Source organism: Pseudooceanicola nitratireducens, from assembly GCF_900109195.1.
Lineage (GTDB): Bacteria > Pseudomonadota > Alphaproteobacteria > Rhodobacterales > Rhodobacteraceae > Pseudooceanicola > Pseudooceanicola nitratireducens.
On sequence record NZ_FNZG01000013.1, the window covers coordinates 1 to 18255 of the forward strand.

At 61.4% G+C, this 18255-nt stretch carries 16 protein-coding genes; 2 read left to right on the forward strand and 14 right to left on the reverse strand.

The window, feature by feature from the left end; all coding sequences use genetic code 11:
• The first annotated feature begins 464 nt into the window (after positions 1-464).
• On the forward strand, positions 465-821 hold the full coding sequence (locus BMX99_RS18845; protein WP_093455092.1) for a hypothetical protein: 357 nt from the start codon (positions 465-467) through the stop codon (positions 819-821).
• A gap of 121 nt (positions 822-942) precedes the next feature.
• Here the strand turns inward: BMX99_RS18845 and BMX99_RS18850 are convergent, their stop codons facing one another.
• The 11 genes from BMX99_RS18850 to BMX99_RS18900 all read right to left on the reverse strand — a co-directional run bounded on the left by BMX99_RS18850 (position 943) and on the right by BMX99_RS18900 (position 13105).
• A complete protein-coding gene (locus tag BMX99_RS18850; RefSeq protein ID WP_093455093.1) occupies positions 943-1854 on the reverse strand; it encodes a DUF2493 domain-containing protein in 912 nt (303 codons plus the stop codon).
• Between the two features lie 299 nt (positions 1855-2153).
• Entirely contained in the window at positions 2154-3200 is a 1047-nt protein-coding gene (locus BMX99_RS18855; protein ID WP_093455094.1) for a DUF7146 domain-containing protein, read from the reverse strand.
• Positions 3197-7594: a strawberry notch-like NTP hydrolase domain-containing protein gene (locus tag BMX99_RS18860; protein WP_093455095.1), complete on the reverse strand. Its 4398-nt coding sequence runs from the start codon at positions 7592-7594 to the stop codon at positions 3197-3199. Before BMX99_RS18860 ends, BMX99_RS18855 begins: the two co-directional genes overlap by 4 nt.
• Positions 7595-7720: 126 nt before the next feature.
• A complete protein-coding gene (locus BMX99_RS18865; RefSeq protein WP_093455096.1) occupies positions 7721-8020 on the reverse strand; it encodes a type II toxin-antitoxin system RelE/ParE family toxin in 300 nt (99 codons plus the stop codon).
• On the reverse strand, positions 8013-8285 hold the full coding sequence (locus BMX99_RS18870) for a type II toxin-antitoxin system ParD family antitoxin (protein ID WP_244525675.1): 273 nt from the start codon (positions 8283-8285) through the stop codon (positions 8013-8015). The genes BMX99_RS18865 and BMX99_RS18870 overlap by 8 nt, the downstream gene beginning before the upstream one ends.
• A gap of 29 nt (positions 8286-8314) precedes the next feature.
• Positions 8315-8962 (reverse strand): hypothetical protein, encoded by a 648-nt coding sequence (locus BMX99_RS18875; RefSeq protein WP_093455097.1) that lies wholly within the window; start codon positions 8960-8962, stop codon positions 8315-8317.
• Positions 8963-9066: 104 nt separating this feature from the next.
• Positions 9067-9543, reverse strand: coding sequence for a DUF6915 family protein (locus tag BMX99_RS18880; RefSeq protein ID WP_093455098.1), 477 nt, complete (start codon positions 9541-9543; stop codon positions 9067-9069).
• Position 9544: 1 nt separating this feature from the next.
• On the reverse strand, positions 9545-9928 hold the full coding sequence (locus tag BMX99_RS18885; protein WP_093455099.1) for a DUF6878 family protein: 384 nt from the start codon (positions 9926-9928) through the stop codon (positions 9545-9547).
• Between the two features lie 79 nt (positions 9929-10007).
• Positions 10008-10304 (reverse strand): hypothetical protein, encoded by a 297-nt coding sequence (locus BMX99_RS18890; RefSeq protein ID WP_093455100.1) that lies wholly within the window; start codon positions 10302-10304, stop codon positions 10008-10010.
• Positions 10305-10420: 116 nt separating this feature from the next.
• Positions 10421-10801: a DUF3768 domain-containing protein gene (locus BMX99_RS18895; RefSeq protein ID WP_093455101.1), complete on the reverse strand. Its 381-nt coding sequence runs from the start codon at positions 10799-10801 to the stop codon at positions 10421-10423.
• A 126-nt stretch (positions 10802-10927) separates the two neighbouring features.
• Entirely contained in the window at positions 10928-13105 is a 2178-nt protein-coding gene (locus tag BMX99_RS18900; protein WP_093455102.1) for a ParB/RepB/Spo0J family partition protein, read from the reverse strand.
• A gap of 299 nt (positions 13106-13404) precedes the next feature.
• On the opposite strand from BMX99_RS18900, the gene BMX99_RS18905 reads away from it, so the two are divergent.
• The gene (locus tag BMX99_RS18905) at positions 13405-14472 is read left to right on the forward strand and encodes a hypothetical protein (RefSeq protein ID WP_093455103.1); all 1068 of its coding nucleotides are present in this window, start codon (positions 13405-13407) and stop codon (positions 14470-14472) included.
• A 55-nt stretch (positions 14473-14527) separates the two neighbouring features.
• Here the strand turns inward: BMX99_RS18905 and BMX99_RS20090 are convergent, their stop codons facing one another.
• Genes BMX99_RS20090 through BMX99_RS18920 form a run of 3 tightly spaced genes read right to left on the reverse strand, consistent with a single transcriptional unit; the run spans position 14528 to position 18004 of the window.
• Positions 14528-14854 (reverse strand): TetR/AcrR family transcriptional regulator, encoded by a 327-nt coding sequence (locus BMX99_RS20090; protein ID WP_170848855.1) that lies wholly within the window; start codon positions 14852-14854, stop codon positions 14528-14530.
• Positions 14855-14912: 58 nt separating this feature from the next.
• Positions 14913-16523, reverse strand: a complete 1611-nt coding sequence (locus BMX99_RS18915) for a GMC family oxidoreductase (RefSeq protein ID WP_093455105.1) — start codon at positions 16521-16523, stop codon at positions 14913-14915.
• 35 nt (positions 16524-16558) lie between these two features.
• On the reverse strand, positions 16559-18004 hold the full coding sequence (locus BMX99_RS18920) for a coniferyl aldehyde dehydrogenase (RefSeq protein ID WP_093455106.1): 1446 nt from the start codon (positions 18002-18004) through the stop codon (positions 16559-16561).
• Between the last annotated feature and the right edge of the window lie 251 nt (positions 18005-18255).

Below are 18255 nucleotides of genomic sequence, written 5' to 3' on the forward strand. Positions count from 1 at the left end.
GCGAGGAAAGACCCGCAGGGTCAGGGGAAAAAGATCGGCGACAACCTTTGTGGACGGGACGACAGCTGCGACCAGCATGTCATGCAACTCAGACATTGGGAGAAGTGCGGTGGCCGCGAAGGAAGGTGGGTGAACTGCCGACAACTAAGAACGCCGAAACGATCCTTTCACAGTCACACCTGATCTTTCGATACATACCACGACCCGTCGCAACGCAACACCGGCCCGTCTTGAGGTCCTCGGTCGAGTTACCAATGGCCTAGAGCAGAAAGTGATCTCACAGGCTGGAGAAGTTGAAATGCCCAGGCGAGGACGCGCACATCTTTTCCCGACAGCTTCAATCCCGGCCGCGTTGCGAACTTCGAAGATGTCCCGTATGGCAGCGCAAAACTGAGCAAACGACGTGTGCGACTCGGAAGATCAGGCAAACGCCCGAGCCCGCTCCAATCCCGACACGTGTCGGGATGAGTGAAGAGGATAAGCAGTTGGACGGCGCAACACAGAATGTGGTCACCGAGGATGGCCTGCGCGATCTGCTCTCAGATGGCTACCTCATCGAGGTGATCTGCAACCAGACTGCCGAGAAGCGCCATAACAGTTGGTATGGCGCGTGGATCGTGCACGCGGTGACGAAGGACGGCCAGGACGCGAAGATGCTTGTCACGAGCCGCAGCGTCTTCAAATTGCGCGAGTTCAAGACGATCGTCGGATTGGTCAGTTTCCTGGCCGAAATGGGGCGCCTTTCGGCGAACATCCCGCTGATCCCGGGACGACGTGAGCGTCACGAGGCTTTTGGAAGTCCCGCGACAGCGACAAACTAGAAATACTCATCCACACACTCAGCAGTCTGACAGACCAAATCCTGCAATACTGCGCACCTCCGCGAACTCAAAGTGCGAACCGCACTGGGCGCTCTGACTGATGTCATTGTAGAACCGGGGCCTAAGCCCCGATCCTCTTGATGCGGATCCCGAGCTTGCGGGCCTTGTCGACGATGTTCTCTGTGATACCCGAACCTGGGGTGGCGATCAGCCCTTGGGGCATGGTCTCCAGCATCTTGTCATTGCGCTTGAAGGGGGCGGCCTTCCCGTGGCTCTTCCAGTCGGGCCTGAAGACCACCTGGGTGACACCTCGGGTATCTGCCCAGCGGGCCGCGATCATCTCGGCGCCTTTGGGCGTGCCACCGTGCAAGAGCACCATGTCGGGGTATTTCGCAAGGGTGGCATCGAGGACGGACCAGATCAGGTCGTAGGCCTGATAGTCGCCGCCCGAAAAAGCGATCCGTGTGCCTTCGGGGCAGTGCACCTCGGTCTCCTTGCGGCGCTTGGCCGAGAGATAGGCCCGACTGTCCACCACGGCGGAGATCAGACCCCGATGCGAGACCTTGGATCCGGTGCGGGGCAGCCAGGGCGAACCGGTGGCGGCCGAGAAATGGTCCACGGCCAGATCGCGCATCTGCTCGAAAGCGTCGCGATGGTCCCAGAGCTTCAGCCCGATCATCTGGAGGCGTTCCAGCTCGACCGAGGCGACCTCAGAGCCGTCCTGGATCGCGAGGCTTTCCCGGACCTCGAATTCGTTGTCGTCGAGAAGCTTCTGGATATGGGTCAGCCGGCGATGGAAGATCGAGGTGAGGGACCAGAGCATCTCTTCAATATTGTCCTCCAACTGGCTGCCGGTGAGGAGGCCGATGGTGGTCTCAAAGAGGGTCGCCATGGCGAGTTCGACCTCGTCGGGTTGGGGCAGGGGGCGATGATCGGTCTCGCCGGGTCCCGGTGTTGCGCCGTGAAGTGCGAGGTGGTCGAGGATGGCGGAGGTCACGCCGGTCTCCTCTTGGATGTCTGTCTGATGGGGCATTGTCTGGTTCCTCTGTTTGATCTGACCCGATTTGGATGGGGCGATGTCAGGACCGGCGGCGACCGGGCCGCATCCGTCAGGATCGGAGCGAAGCGGAGAATGTGACCCGGACCGGAAAATTGGTCCCGCGAGGAATGCCCTGAAAGGGGAGGGGAATTTTCCGGGTAGCGGGCGCATTGCTGCCCGGGCGAGGGGCACTCAGCCCCGACCCGCTGGTCCATCGCTCCCCTTGTCCAAACGGGATCAGATCGAACCGGCGGAACCTTTGCCCTGTCGGACATCAATGGGTAGGCAGGCGGTCATCCGCCCCCAATCTCCAGACCTTGCGCTTTCATGGCCTCTAAAAGGGACCGGCGCAGCGCATCCTTGCCAAGTGCCCGCAGATCGTCGTTGAAATCGCCCATTGCCGGCACGAGATCACCACAGGCAATTCCTCGCGATTCCAGTTGGTTACGCAATCTCTTTGATGCATTGCGTCCTGCTTCATCATTGTCCCGCGCGATCCAGATACGCTTGATCCCCGGCGGCGGGATGAAGAGGCCGAGATGGGTGGCGGTGAGACAAGACGCGAGGTCGAACTCAAGCAGAGCCGTGCCAACCGAAAGGGTGTTCTCGAGACCTTCGCCGACGATGAGATCAGTGCGCCCGGTGCCAGACCAGAAGCGGATGGCATGGCCATGAAGCTGCCCAAGGATCCGCTTCGGGTTCTCGATCGCGGCCAGACCGCCGGTGGAGGGGTCGAGATAGGTGCGCGCGCAGCCAGTGATCTGGCCCCGATTGTCCGTGATCTTCGCCAGCAGGGCAGGGGCTCTGTGCGGCGGATCAGGCCCGTCCTCGCCGTGGCGCAGGAAGACCTGCGGGTGATAGCGGAGCGCTGGACCGAAGCGCGAGATCCCGCGCCCCTGCAAATAGGTGGCCGCCAGAGTGCCGAGGACCGGCTTGCCTGCGGCAAAGAGCTTCCGCGCCCGCGCGATGCGTTTGCTGGAGGCTGCATCCGGGCGCTCAGCCTTTCGGGTTTCACGAGGTACGGCAGCGCAGGGGGCCTCGCCGAGAAAGGACTGCGCCTCCCTCAGCGTTTCCTTGAGCGTGACCGAACCAAGCCGTTCCTGCAGCAGGTCTATCAGATCGCCATATTGCCCCGTCGCAAAGTCGGCCCAGGATCCGGCCTTGCGCCCACCTTGAGCTTGCAGCCGGATGGCGAGGCTTTGACCTTTGGCCCCCGAGGTATCGCCAACCTGCCAATAGTTGCCCTGCTTGCGCCCCTCGGGGAAATACTGGCGGCAGAAGCTCTCGGCCCGATCTGCCAGATCGGCCGAGAGGTCTGCGATGCTGCGCCGCGCGTTCATGCGGCGGCATTCGCAGCGTTTGCGCCAACCGGATGCTCGCCGAGCACGCGCGCCAGCACGTCAATGCCGTCCACCGGGATGAACACCCGCGTCTTCCACTGGATCACCTCGGTGAAGCAGCCCAAAGCCTTCAAACCGGGCAGGGCCGCACCGGACGCGCCGATCAGCTCACATCTCGGCTGCCCCATCACGAGCGACCGGCGCAACTGGTAACCGCCGAGCAAGCTGAGGGTCGTCTTTGCGTCCATCACCGCGCCGAACACCTCCTGCGGTGCCATCTCGATCTGACAATCGAGACCGAGGCGCGCGTAGACATTGAGAAGCTGATCCTGGCTGACCAGACGGCCGATGGCGCGTTCCCCATCCTCGGTCTGCAGGCGATAGATGCGCATGTTGTCAGCGGGCAGCCGATCCCAGATCGGCAGGAGCAGCCCGCAGATCAGCGTGATCTTCGAGGTGGTGAACTCCGGCACGGCGGCGACTTCGGTCTGCCAGAGATGTTCGAACATCGAGTCATCAATCTCCTCCCAATGCGAGGTCGAAAATTCGCTGGCCGCGAGGATCTCGGTTCCCATGGGCCGCAGCAGTTTCACCCGCAGGATCGGCACACCGTCTTCGTCCATGAAGGCGGGCGCCTTCACCATCAGCGCCGCGCGTTTGGAGGTCGTGTTCCAGCAGAGCGTCGCGCCCTCTGTGTTTGCGCAGATCGATTTGACCCGGGGCAGGGCGAGAGGATCGTTGCGGTCTGTGCGCTCCACGGTCAGCGCAGTGGCCGTCGCCCCCGTCGCCTCATGCTCGAAGATGACCTTGCGATCGACGATCTCGAACTTCTCCGCGCGCAGGGTCTCGAGGCCGACATCCAGCGTGCCCGCCTGCCGCGCGTCTTCGATGATCGCCGAGAGGAACCCGCCGAAGGCCTCGAAAATTGCGTCTTGCACGTCAATCCTCAGAGCAAGGCAGCGGTTCAGGAACTGCTGGATCGGCGGCAGGGTTTCCTTCATCGTGCCGTCCGCGTCATCGAGCGTCAGCCCGGTCATCTCCTGGAATTTGGCGTAGGAGCAGGCGTCAATCTTGCCCGCGCGCAGCTTGTAGAAGAACTGGCGCCGCGCCGCGCGTGCGTAAGGGCTTTCGAGGTTGTCCTCGGCGCGAAACATGTTCTGACCGCCGGTCTCGCGTTGCCCCTTGGTGATCGCCCCGAGCGTGTCGAGGCGGCGCGCGATGGTGGAGAGGAACCGCTTCTCGCCTTTCACATTGGTGGCCACCGGCCGGAACAGCGGCGGCTGCACCTGATTGGTGCGATTGGTGCGCCCGAGCCCCTGGATGGCATTGTCGGCCTTCCAACCGGGCTCGAGCAGGTAATGCACCCGGAGGCGCTGGTTCTTTGCCCCAAGGTCGGCGTGATAGCTGCGCCCGGTGCCACCTGCATCTGAGAAGATCAGGATGCGTTTGGCGTCATCCATAAAGGCCTGAGTCTCGCCGAGGTTGGAGGAGGCGGGGCGGTTCTCGACCTTGAGCCGCCCTTCGCGCGTTTTCACGATGCGCCGCTTGCGCCCCGTGACCTCGGCCACCGCATCGCCGCCAAAATGCCAGAGGATCTGGTCGAGCGCGCCCTGCACCGGGGCGAGGGCACCCAAGTGCTCGATCAGATCGTCCCGCCGCCGCTCCGCTTCGCGGCAGATGATGGGATTGCCGTCAGCATCGAGGGCGGGGCGCGACCGCAGATCGCCGTTCTCGTCGGTGTAGGGCTCGAAAAGCTGCGTCGGGAAGCTGTGCATCAGGTAGTCCATGATGTTTTCACGCGGTGTAAAATCGACCTGCAGATCGTCCCAGTCCGAGGCCGGAATCTCCTCGAGACGGCGTTCCATCACCGCTTCGCTGGTCGAGACGACCTGAATCACTGCAGAATGCCCCGCCGCCAGATCCGCCTCGATCGCGCGGATAAGCGAGGGGCATTTCATGGCGGTGATGAGATGGTTGAAGAAGCGCTGTTTGTTGCTCTCGAAGGCCGAACGCGCGGCGGATTTTGCCTGGGCGTTCAGCGTGCCGGTCTCGGAGGAGATGCCAGACGCCTGAAGCGCGGCCTCAAGATTGGTGTGGATGATCTGGTAGGCATCGGCATAGCTGTCGTAGATCGCGATCTGAGGGGGCGTCAGGTCGTGCACCAGCATCTCGTATTCGACCCCGGCGTAGGAGAGCGAGCGTGCCAGATATAGCCCGAGCGCCTTCAGGTCGCGCGAGATCATCTCCATGGCGGCAATACCCCCGGCCTCCATCGCGGCGACAAACTCTGCACGTGTCACGAAGGGGAAATCGCCAGTGCCCCAGAGCCCGAGGCGGGAGGCATAGGCGAGATTGCCGACGACCGTGGCCCCGGTGGCCGAGACATAGAGGACGCGTGCATCAGGCACAGCGTTTTGCAGTGCGAGGCCAGCGAGGCCCTGCTGTGAGGCCTTCTTGTCGCCGCGGTCGGACTTTTCGCCAGCAGCATTGGCCATGGCGTGGCTTTCATCAAAAGCGATGACCCCGTCGAACCCTGCGCCGAGCCAGGACGTCACCTGGTCGAGACGGGAGGCTTTGCCTTCCCGCTCGGCGGAGCGCAGCGTGGCGTAGGTGACGAAGAGGATGCCTTCGGGCAGGCGGATGTCGCTCCCTTGGCGGAATTTCGAGAGCGGCACGATATCGCTTTCACGCCCCCCGAGGGCCATCCAGTCGCGCCGCGCATCTTCGATGAGCTTGTCGCTCTTCGAGACCCAAACGGCCCGGCGGCGCCCTTTGAGCCAGTTGTCGAGAATGATGCCCGCCACCTGCCGCCCCTTGCCGCAGCCGGTGCCATCGCCCAGGAACCAGCCCTTGCGCAGACGGAAGGCACCTTCGTCACCCTCCGCCGCGGCCATAAGCTGACCCTCGATCTCCCCGCGCTTGAACCAGCCTTTCAGGTGCGCCTCGTGTGCATTGCCCGCGTAGATCACGCTTTCGAGCTGCGGAGCGGAGAGGAGGCCGTCAGCGACAAGGGACTTCGGCAAGACTGGGCGATAGGTCGGCACGGGCGGCGGGACAGACGCCATGGCTGCGGATTGGACAAGTGCTGTCGGGTGCTCCGCTGCGCCGCCGATCCGCATCGCCTGAAGATTATAGGTCTCGTAAACCGTGTCCTGCAGCGCGACGCCCGGTACGCTCCAGGCTTTCGGCAGGTAGTCGAGCGGGGCCGTCACGACATCATCAAAGGGATGCCGGGCGCGCTCCTCGGCGCGGGCGCGGGTTTCCTTGCGGGCGGCGTTACGCAGAGCGTACAGGTTGGTGCGGGACTGGCGGTTCGGCACAGACAATGCCGCGCTGGTAGGGCAGGGCGGGGGGTTGCGGCGCGCGGGACAATGGGTGAGCACTGCGGAGAGAAGATCGCCCGTGGTTGCGCAGATGGGATGATAGACGGCCTCGATTTCGACAGGTGCGGTCTCGCGTTCGCCCGCCGCGCGCTTGTCGATTACCGTCAGCCGCGTGTCGATCGTGGTCCCATGCCGCGCGAAGACCTTGCCGTCGATCGCGGCGGAAAACACCACGTCTGCGCTCTGGCCTATGCGTTGAAACGTCGGCTGGAAACTCTTGGTGGAGGGCCGAAAGCTCTCGCCCGTGATGATGACAAGCCGCCCACCCGGAGCAAGACGTGCCAGCGCGGACAGAACATGCTGACTGGTCGCCTGCCGAAACCGACCTTCGACATGGTTCGCAGCCGAAAACGGCGGGTTCATCACGATGACCGAGGGCGTGATTGCGCGGTCGAGACGGTCGTCGATCGAGGCGGCATCGTGATCCGAGACAACAGCATCCGGAAACAATTGTTCCAGCAAGGCACGGCGCGTTTCCGCAAGCTCATTGAGAACAAGCCGCGCGCCTGCAGTCCGGGCGAAGATCGCCAGCATGCCGGTGCCAGCGGATGGCTCGAGCACCAGGTCGCCCTCGCGAAACCCCGCCGCCTGCGCGACAATCGCCGCAAGGGGCAGGGGGGTCGAAAATTGTTGCAGGCGGACGCTATCTTCAGAACGCCGTGTGTGCGAGGGCGCCAGACTGGCCAGCCGCTCGATCATGGTGAGGAAGGCCTGCGGCGAGGCCGCCTGGCGCTGCATCAGCGCGCCATAGCGCGCGAGCATCAGGATTTGCGCAACCTCGACGGCCTCGTAGGCGTCCTTCCAAACCCAGGCGCCGCTCGTGTCGCTGGCACCGAAGGCCTCCTCCATCACGGCGCGAACAGCGGCGGCGTCAATGGGTTTGCCAGCCTCGAACAAAGGGACGAGGGCATTTGCAGCCTGCATCAGGTTTTGAGCAACGCCTGCAGCCTCGGGCAGGGCAGGGGCCTCTGAAAGACATGCAAGCGGGACGGAATGGGGGTGAGCGTTCATCGGCAATCTCCGGAGTTGAGGGTTGGCCCCAGGCCCCGCGCGCACTCTCGCACCCGGGAGGGGTCACCCCTCCCGCCCTGTCTCTCGCTCTTTCATGGCAAAGCCCTGGTGCGAATTTGCCCTGCGTCAGGACGGCCGCAGATGGCGAGGCACGTCCATCGATTGATGCAGGATCCGGATCACAAATATCCTGTCCGGGTCCACCTCATAGAACACGAGGTGCCGGCCCGTGATCAGTTTACGCGCACCCTGCAGGAGATCGGAGCAGTCCGACCCCATTTGAGGATTGGCGATCAGCCCCTTCAGGGCACGCTCGATGTCGTAGAGATAGCGGTCCGCCTGCGCCGCGCCCCACTGTCGGTCTGTCTCGACCCAGATATCGACGAGATCGGATTTAGCCGCTTCAGAGAGATGGATGTCACGCATCAGAAGCGCCGGAGCGGCTCCGCGCCTCGCGCTTGATCGCATCCATATCGAGCGGACCAGCGTCGCCGGATTGCTTGCCCTCCATCAACGCAACGCGAAGCCGCGCCCGCTGACCTTCCTGTTCTTCCATCAGGCGCAAGGAGGCGCGGATCAACTCGCTGGTTGACCCGTAGCGCCCTTCCTTCAACATCAGGGCAATGAATTCGTCCCAATGGGGGCCCAGTGTGACGCTTGTGCTTGCCATGTTCACCTCCGAAATACGCATGAATAACATATATGAGTACTTCACGCATTTCAACTCGGAGGTGGGCTTGCGCCCAGTTCTTCGGCGGCGACGGCTCTGGATCTCGCCTGTAAAACGAGATGGTCTACAAACGCTCGTGCCTCGGACAGGCAGTCCAGCTCATAGTCGCCGAAGAAGCCCCAGCAGGCGTCGAGCTCCTCGCCGTCACGCTCGATGACATAGCCATAGACCCGCCCGCCAAGATAGGCGTCGTAGCTGACGATTTCAGCGCGCAGGATGTCGGCTGCCTTTTCCCGCAGTGCCTTGGTGACGCGCTTCACATCGAACTCCTTCCGAACCGCCTCAAGCAACACATAGACGTAACCGGCCTGGCCGGAATCCCACGGGCAGTGGAACCCGATGGTGTTCATCGCGAGGCCGGAATGGTCATAGAGAAACACCGGCAGAAGGATCGCCTTGCGCTCGGCGCGCTCGCGCAACTGGTCCATTGAGAGATCACACTGATCCGAGACACCCGCGAGATCGCGCAGAAACGACTCGGGGCTTGCGAAATGGTGGCTTTCGCCCAGCCGGTATCTCCGATGCCAGCAGATCAGCGTGCCGAGGTTCGACCACTCCCGTGGGCTTTCGGGATCGGGGTCATGGAAAATCTTGATGGTGTGGCCGTGATAGGCCTCCTCATAGACAGGGTCGTGCATGTCGATGTCCTTTCTTGGAACGAAATCGACTCGCCAGGCCGATTGGGCGCAGGCGAGTCGATCTGGTTGTGATGAGTTGGTTGGTGAGGTTGCCGCCCGTCGGATCAGGCGGCGGCGCGGTTCTGGCGGTGCTGAACGTGTTCGACCGAGACCTTCAGCAGCCATTCCTCGAAGCCGAGAATGGTCTGGTGATTTGCCACCGCGTGGCTCCAGACCGCGCGCGGATCGCTGCCGATCTGCGTCGGGTCGTTGTCGATCCGGCCGTTGGCCATCCACGGTTCCGGTTGGATGCGTCCAAGCCAGTCGGCCAGCGACGGGATGCGCCCTTGGCAGTCTTCGCGCACATGTTGTTCGCCGATCCAGCGGATCGGCACGACCCGGCCCGCGCTGTTGGTCAGGCTTCGCCCAAACAAACGCTCAGCTTCGAAGATCCCGAGCGTGTGGTGCCGATGTGCTCGGTGGGTGAAAAGTGCGAGGTGTTCCTTAGATGAGTCGAACCAATCGTGCACATATTGGTAATCATCTGGAACACCTCCGAACTTTCGGGCCGAGCTTTCGGCGTGGTGGAGGGGATGTGCCATATCAAAGCCCCTCATGTTCGGTGGTATTGGTCGCGATGTAGCGGTTCGAATGACTGACATCGATGTTGTCAGTCGCGAGCACCCAGGTCAGTTCGCCATAGCCACCTTCGTTGTTCTCGAACCCGGGGCTGAGCGCATAGGCGAAGTCCCAGCCGAAATCTTCGACCCGGCGGCGCAACTCTTCTGAGAGAGAGATCGTGTCTGGCGTCACGACGACATCTTCGATATTGCCGGAATCGCCGTAGCCTTCGTATTGCACCTCGATCTTCGTCACGCCGACGGCACGCAGTTCGGAGAGAAGGGCCACGCGGGTCACAACCCTCTGTTCGGCGGCGCGTTTCTGGGCTTCCAGCATCTGCGCGTAAAAATCATTCACTTGTGTCATGTCTTCGATCCTTTGGAATTGAGGGAAGGGGAGGGCGACCTTTGCATCAGATCGCCCAGGAGGTTTCCTGCGGGGGGCTTCAAGCCGCGGCGTCGCCGCGTTCGTCACCCGTCCGGTCAACCAGGTTGAAATACAGATTCTCAGTCGCGCGCTTGAACCCCGGCGGTTTGCGCGGGGCGAGGCAGCGCACTGAGGCACTGCAGCTCTCGCCATGCTCCATCGCGAACTGCGTCACTTGGTCGATCAGGTCGTCCATGCCCGCGGCCTGGATGCGCTTTTCCGGGTAATTCGCCATCATCTGGAACTGTGTGACGACGAAGGCGCCGTCGCGGTGCGCGGGATAGAGGGTGATCTGATAGTCGAGTGTCTTGGCCATCTCTGGTCTCCTGCGGCGGGCGGAACGCGACCATCGCGCCCCATGGAAACCCGCCAGCGCGAAAGGACCGCCCTTTGTGCAAGGGCGATCCGAGGTGATGTTGAAGAAGAGGGGCGTCAGTATTCTGACGGCAGAAGCAGGGTCAGGACGCGGCGGGTTTGCGCGGGATCGGATGGCTCGGGAGAGCCATATTGATAGTCGACGTCGTACAAATCGAGCTTGAACCAGGTCGTGGTCCCGTCGAAGTCGATGACCCCCATCTCGTGCCAACCATGGGGGTCACTGTCAGCGTTGAACGCGTCAAACGAAGCGACGCGGCGGGTGAGAGCGAGCTGGGCGTCCGGCCCTAGTGCTGCAACACCACGGGTCATGACAAACTGGCCCTGCGGCGCATCGGCGACGGGGGTGGTCCTGAGAATGGAGCGACGAAAGGCATCATTTTGCCCGGCGATCAATTCGGTTTCCTTGACGGGATCGATATCGAGTGTGGTGGTCATGAGAATTCTCCGGGACGGGCCAGCCGATCAGACACCGGCTGCGTGAAACCCGTCAGCGGGAAAGGGCCGCCCTCTGCGCGAGGACGGCCCAAGGCTTAGGTCATGATCGGATCGGTTTTCGCCGCGTCAGGCCGCATCCTCGCTCAGGAAGGCGGGCAAGGACGACGGTTCATTGCTCTCAGCGTCGCTCAGAGAATCTTCGGCGGACAGATCTCCCTCCTCGGTCTCCGGCGCAGCGCCTGCCGTGTCGGCACCAGCCTCCGTCGCACCGGCAAACACCATCCCGTCGGGCAGCCACCGCGTCGTCTTTGCAACCGTCGCGGCGTCGAAACCTTCCGTCTCGCTCGCCGCTTCTGCGAACGCCCGCTCCATCGCGGCCGCGATATCGCCCTTGCGTTCGCGATTGCGATCCTCGGCGTAGTCGTCACCGATCAGCTTGCGCGCCGTGGCCACCGCATGCCCCTTGTTGACCCGACCCCAGTAGTTTTGGGCAGTCGGGCGCCAGCAGGCAGCCACATCAACATCGAGCCGCGCGCCGATCTCCTCGATGATCGGGGAAGGACGATTGTCGGAGGAAAGCTGGGGTTTGACCGCGAGACCCGTCGCCCAGGCGAAAAGCGCCTGCTTGTCCGCAATGGGCAACGCCGACATCGTCCGGAAGTCCTCGGGTTTCTGAAGCTTCATCCAGTCCGTGGCGAGGTCTTGTTCCAGCGCCTCGAGCATTTTTTGGGCGACGGTGTCCGCGTGCAGCACTTCGCGGTCTTGCGCCTGGAAGGGCCGGATCGAGATGTCGAGTGCCTCGTTGCCGTAGGACCGCCCCAAAGCCTGTTCGCAGAGCGCGTAGAGCATCGCATCGAAGGCCACCTCGAAATCAGCCGCCAGATGCGCCCTGAGGATGTGCTGGCGCGTGGCACGCAGATCATCCGCCAGGCTCGCCGAAATGCCGTCCGCCTTGCGCAACGTGGCCGCGGGGTCAGAGGTCGGCACTGGCGTGGAGGACGTCGGCGGCGTCACATGTGGGCGGGCGGGGGAGGAGGCATCACCCGCATCAGCACTATCTTCGTCCGGCATGGCCGCAGCAGGGATATCTTCTGGCCGCACCAGGCCTTTCTCGACACGTAGCGCACCGTCATGACCGATGGTCAGAACCACGCCCGCAATGGCGCGATCTGCGTCCGCGAAAGGTTGCCGCTCGCGCTGCAGGGCTTCGATCTCGCGCAAACGCGGCTCGATGGCGTAGTATTCTTCGGTCTCGGCGTCGGTCCAATCCTCGCCGTCATTCTGCGCCGCCAATTCCTCTTCGCGGGCGATGAGATGCTCTTCCTCGGCGAGCAGATCGGGATCGGGTTCGATATCCTGCGGATAGACACGCCCGAAACTGCGAAACGCCCCGTAATCCACAGAGAGATGCACCTCGACCCATTTCCATGTCCCTTCAAAGGGTTTGGCCGCGGCCTGCAGCTTCTCGATGGCGAGACGCTCGAGGAGCTCAGGGTTTTCCATATGGGCGCTGGCGCGATCGTCGAAGAGGTCGCGCAGCAGAACGCCTCCCGCCGCCTCATAGGCTTCGATGCCGACGAAACGCCCCAAGGCCGAGTTCGCAGAATGCGCGGTCTCGGTCAGTTGGCGTTTGATGCTTTGCGGGTGGATGTGATAGCCGCCCTTCACCGCGTTCCAGACCGCCAGTTGCCGATCGTGGTCGTCGGTCAGCGTAAACGCCATCACGCATTCGAGGGTCAGATCCCCCGCGCGAAATCGCTCGATGATTTCGGGCGCGACACGGGCGAGTTTCAGCCGACGGCGTACCAGGTCGACGGAGACACCGAATTTCAGCGCAATTTCGTCCTCGCTGCGCCCTTCGCCAATCATCTTGTCGAAAGCTTCGAACTGGTCCGCCGGATGCATGGCTGCGCGCTGAAGGTTTTCTGTGGCGGAGGTGAGGATGGCGTTGCGTTCGTCCTCGACGAGGCAGGGCACCGGGTGGTCTGCGGGGATCACACCGTCCTCGGCCAGCTGTTTCAGCGATTTGAGGCGACGGCCACCGGCGTCAACAGCAAAACGTGTCTCTGACAGCGCATGAACCACTAGGTTCTGTTTGATGCCTGTCTCGCGGATGCTGGCGAGGAGTTCGGCGTCGTCGCTAGCGCTCGCGGCGACTTTGCGGACGTTGAGTTGGCTCGGCTCCAGCTGGTCGAGCGGGATCATCCGGATGTCGGCGGCGCCGTCAGGCGCAGCCGATCCGGCGGTTTCGGTTTTCTTTGAGGTGGCGGGTTTCGAACGCGTCGTGGTTTTGGTCTTGGCCATGGTCAGGATCCTTGTCGCGCCGGACCCGGAAGAGGCTCTCTCTTTCCTTTCAAGCCCGGCACACGGGCTTCCCTTTCTCTGGCTCTTTGCAATTGCGAAACACGTCAGCAATCGACCGTTTGTAAACGAATGCAAGTAAGTGCTCTCTCGTCGTGCTCGTCCAAAAACCCTTGGTTTCCTTGCGCTGAACGCGATCTGAGAGGTTCCACCGGCAGTCGCGTGCGCGTACTATATAAAGAGCGTCGGCAACCGCCACAAAATCACTTGGGTAATGTCCAAAAGATTAGTATTTTGCACATATGAAGCCCCAAGTATACGCTTTGACTGATGATTTCGATGACCCCTTCATCACAATCGAGGAGGATGAAGAGGCTCACGAAGAGGATCTCTGGTTTCTGCCTGGGCCACTCGAGGAAGAACCGGATGATTTGCTTCCCGGGCCACGGGCAGAACCGCCAGACACTGCTGTCATCGACGACTGGGCAAAGGCAGAAGGCGTTCACGCTGCGCGACTGGCAAAAGTGGCTGGACGCTTAGGAGCTCTGGATGACCGGCTGCTGCGTGGCCCGGAAGGCTGGCGGCATCGCCTCGCTCTTATCGAGGCGGCGGACCTCAGCTGGTTCGCAGGGGATCGGGTGAGTTCTGATCGTCTGGCGCTCTGGATATCGATGCGGCTGTCAGGTGCACAGGATGACCCAAATGCCCTGGCAAGAGTTGGATGGGCTGTTCGACGCCTGACAGGCGGTCCCGGACCAAACGGTGACTTGGCCGCCTTCCTGGATCGCCGCGATCCCGAGAACATTGAAGACAGTGCTGAGCGTTTCGAAGATCGCGCGGGCGGATGGCTGGACGTCATGGCGGCTGCGGGCGACTTACATCCAATCACGCGGGCTTGCATGGGCTTTCATCTCTGGAGCCTGGCGGGCCTCGGACAGCACGGCGACCAGATGGAAGCCGCCGTCACCGCGTCCAGGGTCGCGGCCAGCGACGGAAGCGGCGCCATCTTCGCACCGCTCGCTATGGGCGGGGCAGGGGGGCTGCGTGTCTCGGGTTTGCCAACCGAACGCTTGGCACGCTGGTTGGATGGGATGAACAGCGCAATTCTGACGGCGATGCGAACACTTGACGATATTGAAGCGTGGACGGGTCGGGCAGAAAACGTCATGGCGCATTTGTCGGGTCGCACGCCGGTCGCCTTGCGTAAAGCTTTCTCTCAGTGGCCATTGGTCTCTGCCCCAATGGCTGAATCCGTGACCGGAGCCAGTCGCGCCGCCATTCAACGCAATCTGGCGTGGATGGAAGAAAGCGGTTTGATCCGCGAGGTGACAGGGCAGGGGCGCTTCAGGATATGGACTCTCGAAAACTGAAAGTCGATTCCCGGGTGTGCTGGTTAATTTCAATGTGCCAGCATGACAGAGATTGTCATGCCGCGATGTTGCTACAAATGCAAACCGGATACGAGGCTGTCAAATGGACTTTCTCAAAAGCTGCCAATCTGTTGCGCGTCGCTGACATGGCGACCTCGCGGTATGACGGAATCCGCTTGCAGGACGTGACGGACGAGTTCGGTTGCTTTATTGCGCACCTTCGAGAAGGAGATTCGATTGTGCACTGCAGCAGGATGTCTTCCTTGTTCTTCACATAGTAACAGAGGGCAGGCTTGGAAACATCGAACAGGTCGGCCAATTCGCCAATTGACGTTTCCGAATACCTCTTGGTGGTGAACTCGTGCGCGGCCGTATCCAGCAACGCCCAGCGCTTCAGCTTCTGCTGATGCTCGGCATCCTTGGCTTTGCGGGCGAATTGATCAGGTTGCGGCTGCGTCCTCCTTAATCATGTCGGCGGCTTTTTCACCGATCATGATACAGGTGGCATTGGTGTTGCCGTTGATGATCTCGGGCATGATTGAGGCATCGGCGACACGCACATTGGCCAGTCCCTTGACCTTGAGCCGCGCATCGACCACGGCCATGTCGTCGCGGCCCATCTTGCAGGTGCCGACCGGGTGATACGCATGGTTGACCTCGGCGCGCAGGTAGTCGTCGATCTCGGCATCGGTATTGAGATAACGCTTTGGGTAAAGCGGCTTGGCGATCATATCCTTCAGCGGTGAGCCGTGCAGGATGTCCTGCGTCACCTTGAAGGCATTGCGCATGTCCTTCAGGTCATCGGCGTGATCCAGCAGGTTCAGGTCGATATTGGGCTCGGACCCCGGGTTGGCGTTCTTGAGCGTCAAACGCCCCCGGCTGCGCGGGTGGCCGATATTGACAATCATGGTAAAGCCCCACTTGATCATCGACATGTAGTCATGGGCATGGTTGCGATAGGGCAACGGCACCATGTGAAGTTGGAAATCCGGGTTGTTCTTACCCGGCTCGGACCGCAGGAAGCCACCCGCCGCTGTGGGCGGATTGGCGAGCCAACCTTTGCGCCTGGTGAAATACTGGTAGAAGGCACCAAGGTTCTTGAGCGTGCCCAGTGGGCCAAGGGAAATTCCGGTGCGTTTCTTAGATTTGAACACGAACATCACGTCCGGGTGGTCATGCAGGTTTTCGCCCACGCCGGGCAATTCATGCTGCACCTTGATGCCATGTTTCTCCAACTCGGCCCGGGGTCCGATGCCCGAGAGCATCAGGACTTGCGGCGAGCCGAAGGCCCCGCCGCTGACGATGACCTCCTTGTTCACCCCGACCCGCTTGGTTTCGCCGCCCTGGTCGTATTCGACGGCCACCGCGCGCCCGTCTTCCATGACGATCCGGCGCACCGTGGCCTTAACCTGGATATCCAAGTTCTTGCGGTCCGTGATCGGGTCGAGATAGCAGAACTTGACCGAGGCGCGTTCGCCGTTCTTGGTGGTGAACTGGTAGATGCCCAGCCCTTCGCGATTGGCGCCGTTAAAATCCGGGGTCTTGGGGTATTCCAGCTTCTCGCCCGAGGCGAGGAAGGCGTTGTAGAAATCAAACGAGGCATCGCCGTTGCTGACATGCAAGGGACCGCTGTCGCCGTGATAGTCATCCGCACCGCGTTCGTTGTTTTCGGCCTTGCGGAAATAGGGCAGCACCTCGTCATAGCTCCAGCCTTCGTTGCCGAGTTCGGACCAGCGGTCATAGTCGCCGGATTCGCCACGGATATAGACCATGCCGTTCATGCCGGACGAACCGCCCAGCATCTTGCCGCGCGGGTTATAAAGCGCGCGGTTGTTAAGATTTTTCTGCGGCGTGGTGTTGAAGCGCCAGTTCAGCTTGTTGATTTTGTAGTTCTGGATCAGCCCGGCGAACATGCCGGGAATCGAAACGAATTTCGAGTTACCCGGACCCCCTGCCTCGAGAAGCGTGACGGTAGTGTTCGGATCCTCGGATAGCCGCGCGGCAACCACTCCTCCCGAAGATCCTCCACCAATGACTACATAATCTGCCATTGTTACTCTCCCTGTTACCATTTTTTGTGTCTGTGTCAGACGATTTTCTTCATGACCGCCAAGAGCGTGTCGGTGAGCCTGCTGTAGGGCGGATTCAGAAGGTTGGCCGAGTTCAGCCGCGCCTGCCGGAAGACCGGCTTGTGGGCGCTGAAACTGTCAAACCCAGCCTTGCCGGTATGGGTGCCCATGCCGCTGGCCCCAATGCCGCCGAAGGGCAACTTTTCCTGGAACACGTGGAACAGGGTTTCGTTGACGCACATCCCCCCGGCCCAGGTGTTTTGCAGCATGTGTTTTTCACGGGCGCGGTCATGGCCAAACCAATAGAGCGCCAACGGACGGTCATGGCTGTTGATATAGCCCGTGACCTCATCCAGGCTGTCATAGGTCTTGATTGAGAGAACCGGGCCGAACACTTCCTCCTGCATCACTGCCATGTCGTCGCTGGGGTTAATCACCATATTCAGCGGCAGAATCCGGTTGTTGGTATTGCCCTCGCCACCATCGGGGTTGACCGTCACCACCTTTGCCCCCTTGTCACGGGCATCGGTGACCAGATTGCGCAGCCGGTCGTAATGGCGGTCCGAAACGATCGTAGTGTAGTCTACGTTGCCATCGAGGTTGGGAAAGAACTTGGTAAAGCCCTTCTTCATATCCCCGACGAACCCATCAAGCTTTTCGGTGGGCACAAAGACGTAGTCCACTCCGATGCAGGTCTGGCCACAGTTCAGCACCTTGCCGCGCAGGATCGAGCTGACCGCCTTGGCCGGATTATAGGAATGGTCGATGATCGCGGGGCTCTTGCCCCCCAGTTCCAGCGTGACAGGCGTCAGGTTGGGTGCCGCGGCCTGGGCGATCTTGCGCCCCACGGCGGTGGACCCCGTAAAGATCAGGTGGTCAAAAGGCAGTTCGGCAAACGCATTGCCCAGCTCGGCCCCGCCGGTGACGACGGCCAACAGGTCCTCGTCAAAATTGTCGGAAACGAGATTGCCCAGAAGTTCGGTTGTATGTACCGTGACCTCGCTGGGCTTGATCATCATACGGTTGCCTGCGGCCAGCGCATGCACCGCCGGAAGAAGCGCGATGGCATAGGGATAGTTCCAGGGAGCGATATTACCGATCACTCCTAGGGGCTGCGGCACCACCTTGCATGTGGCCGGCAGCGAATGCAGGCTTGTGCCCACCCGGCGCGGGCGCATCCATTTGCGCAGGTGACGGCGGGCATGTTTGGCGCCCTGGATGACAAGGAACAAATCGCTCAGCGTGGTTTCGCGCACCGAGCGGTTGCCGAAATCCTTGTCGATGACATTACAAATGTCGTGCTTGTGTTTCTCGGTCAGTTTCAGCAGCTTTTCGACATTGCCGCACCGTTCTTCGTAGGACGGGTAGGGGTTGGCATTGGAGGCGGCTTTCTGGCAGGTGAAAAGCGCCTTGAGATCGTCGATGGAGGTGTCAGGGACGATAGGCGTGGCATAGGAATTCATGGTTAGTCCTTTGTATCAATTTCGAGGAAGCGGCGCAGCATATCGCAGGCCATTGTCTGTTCTTCGGTCTTGAACATCCTGCTCTCCTATCGCGCCAGAATCAGAATCGAGGCCACAGCCCCTTCGATCCCGATCAACCCACCACCATTTTCGGCAATTGCCACGTTTGCGTCGTCAACCTGGCGTGCGCCGCACTGGCGCAACCAGGCCGCCGATCCCCGCGTCTCCAAAATGACATTTACATGTTGCAT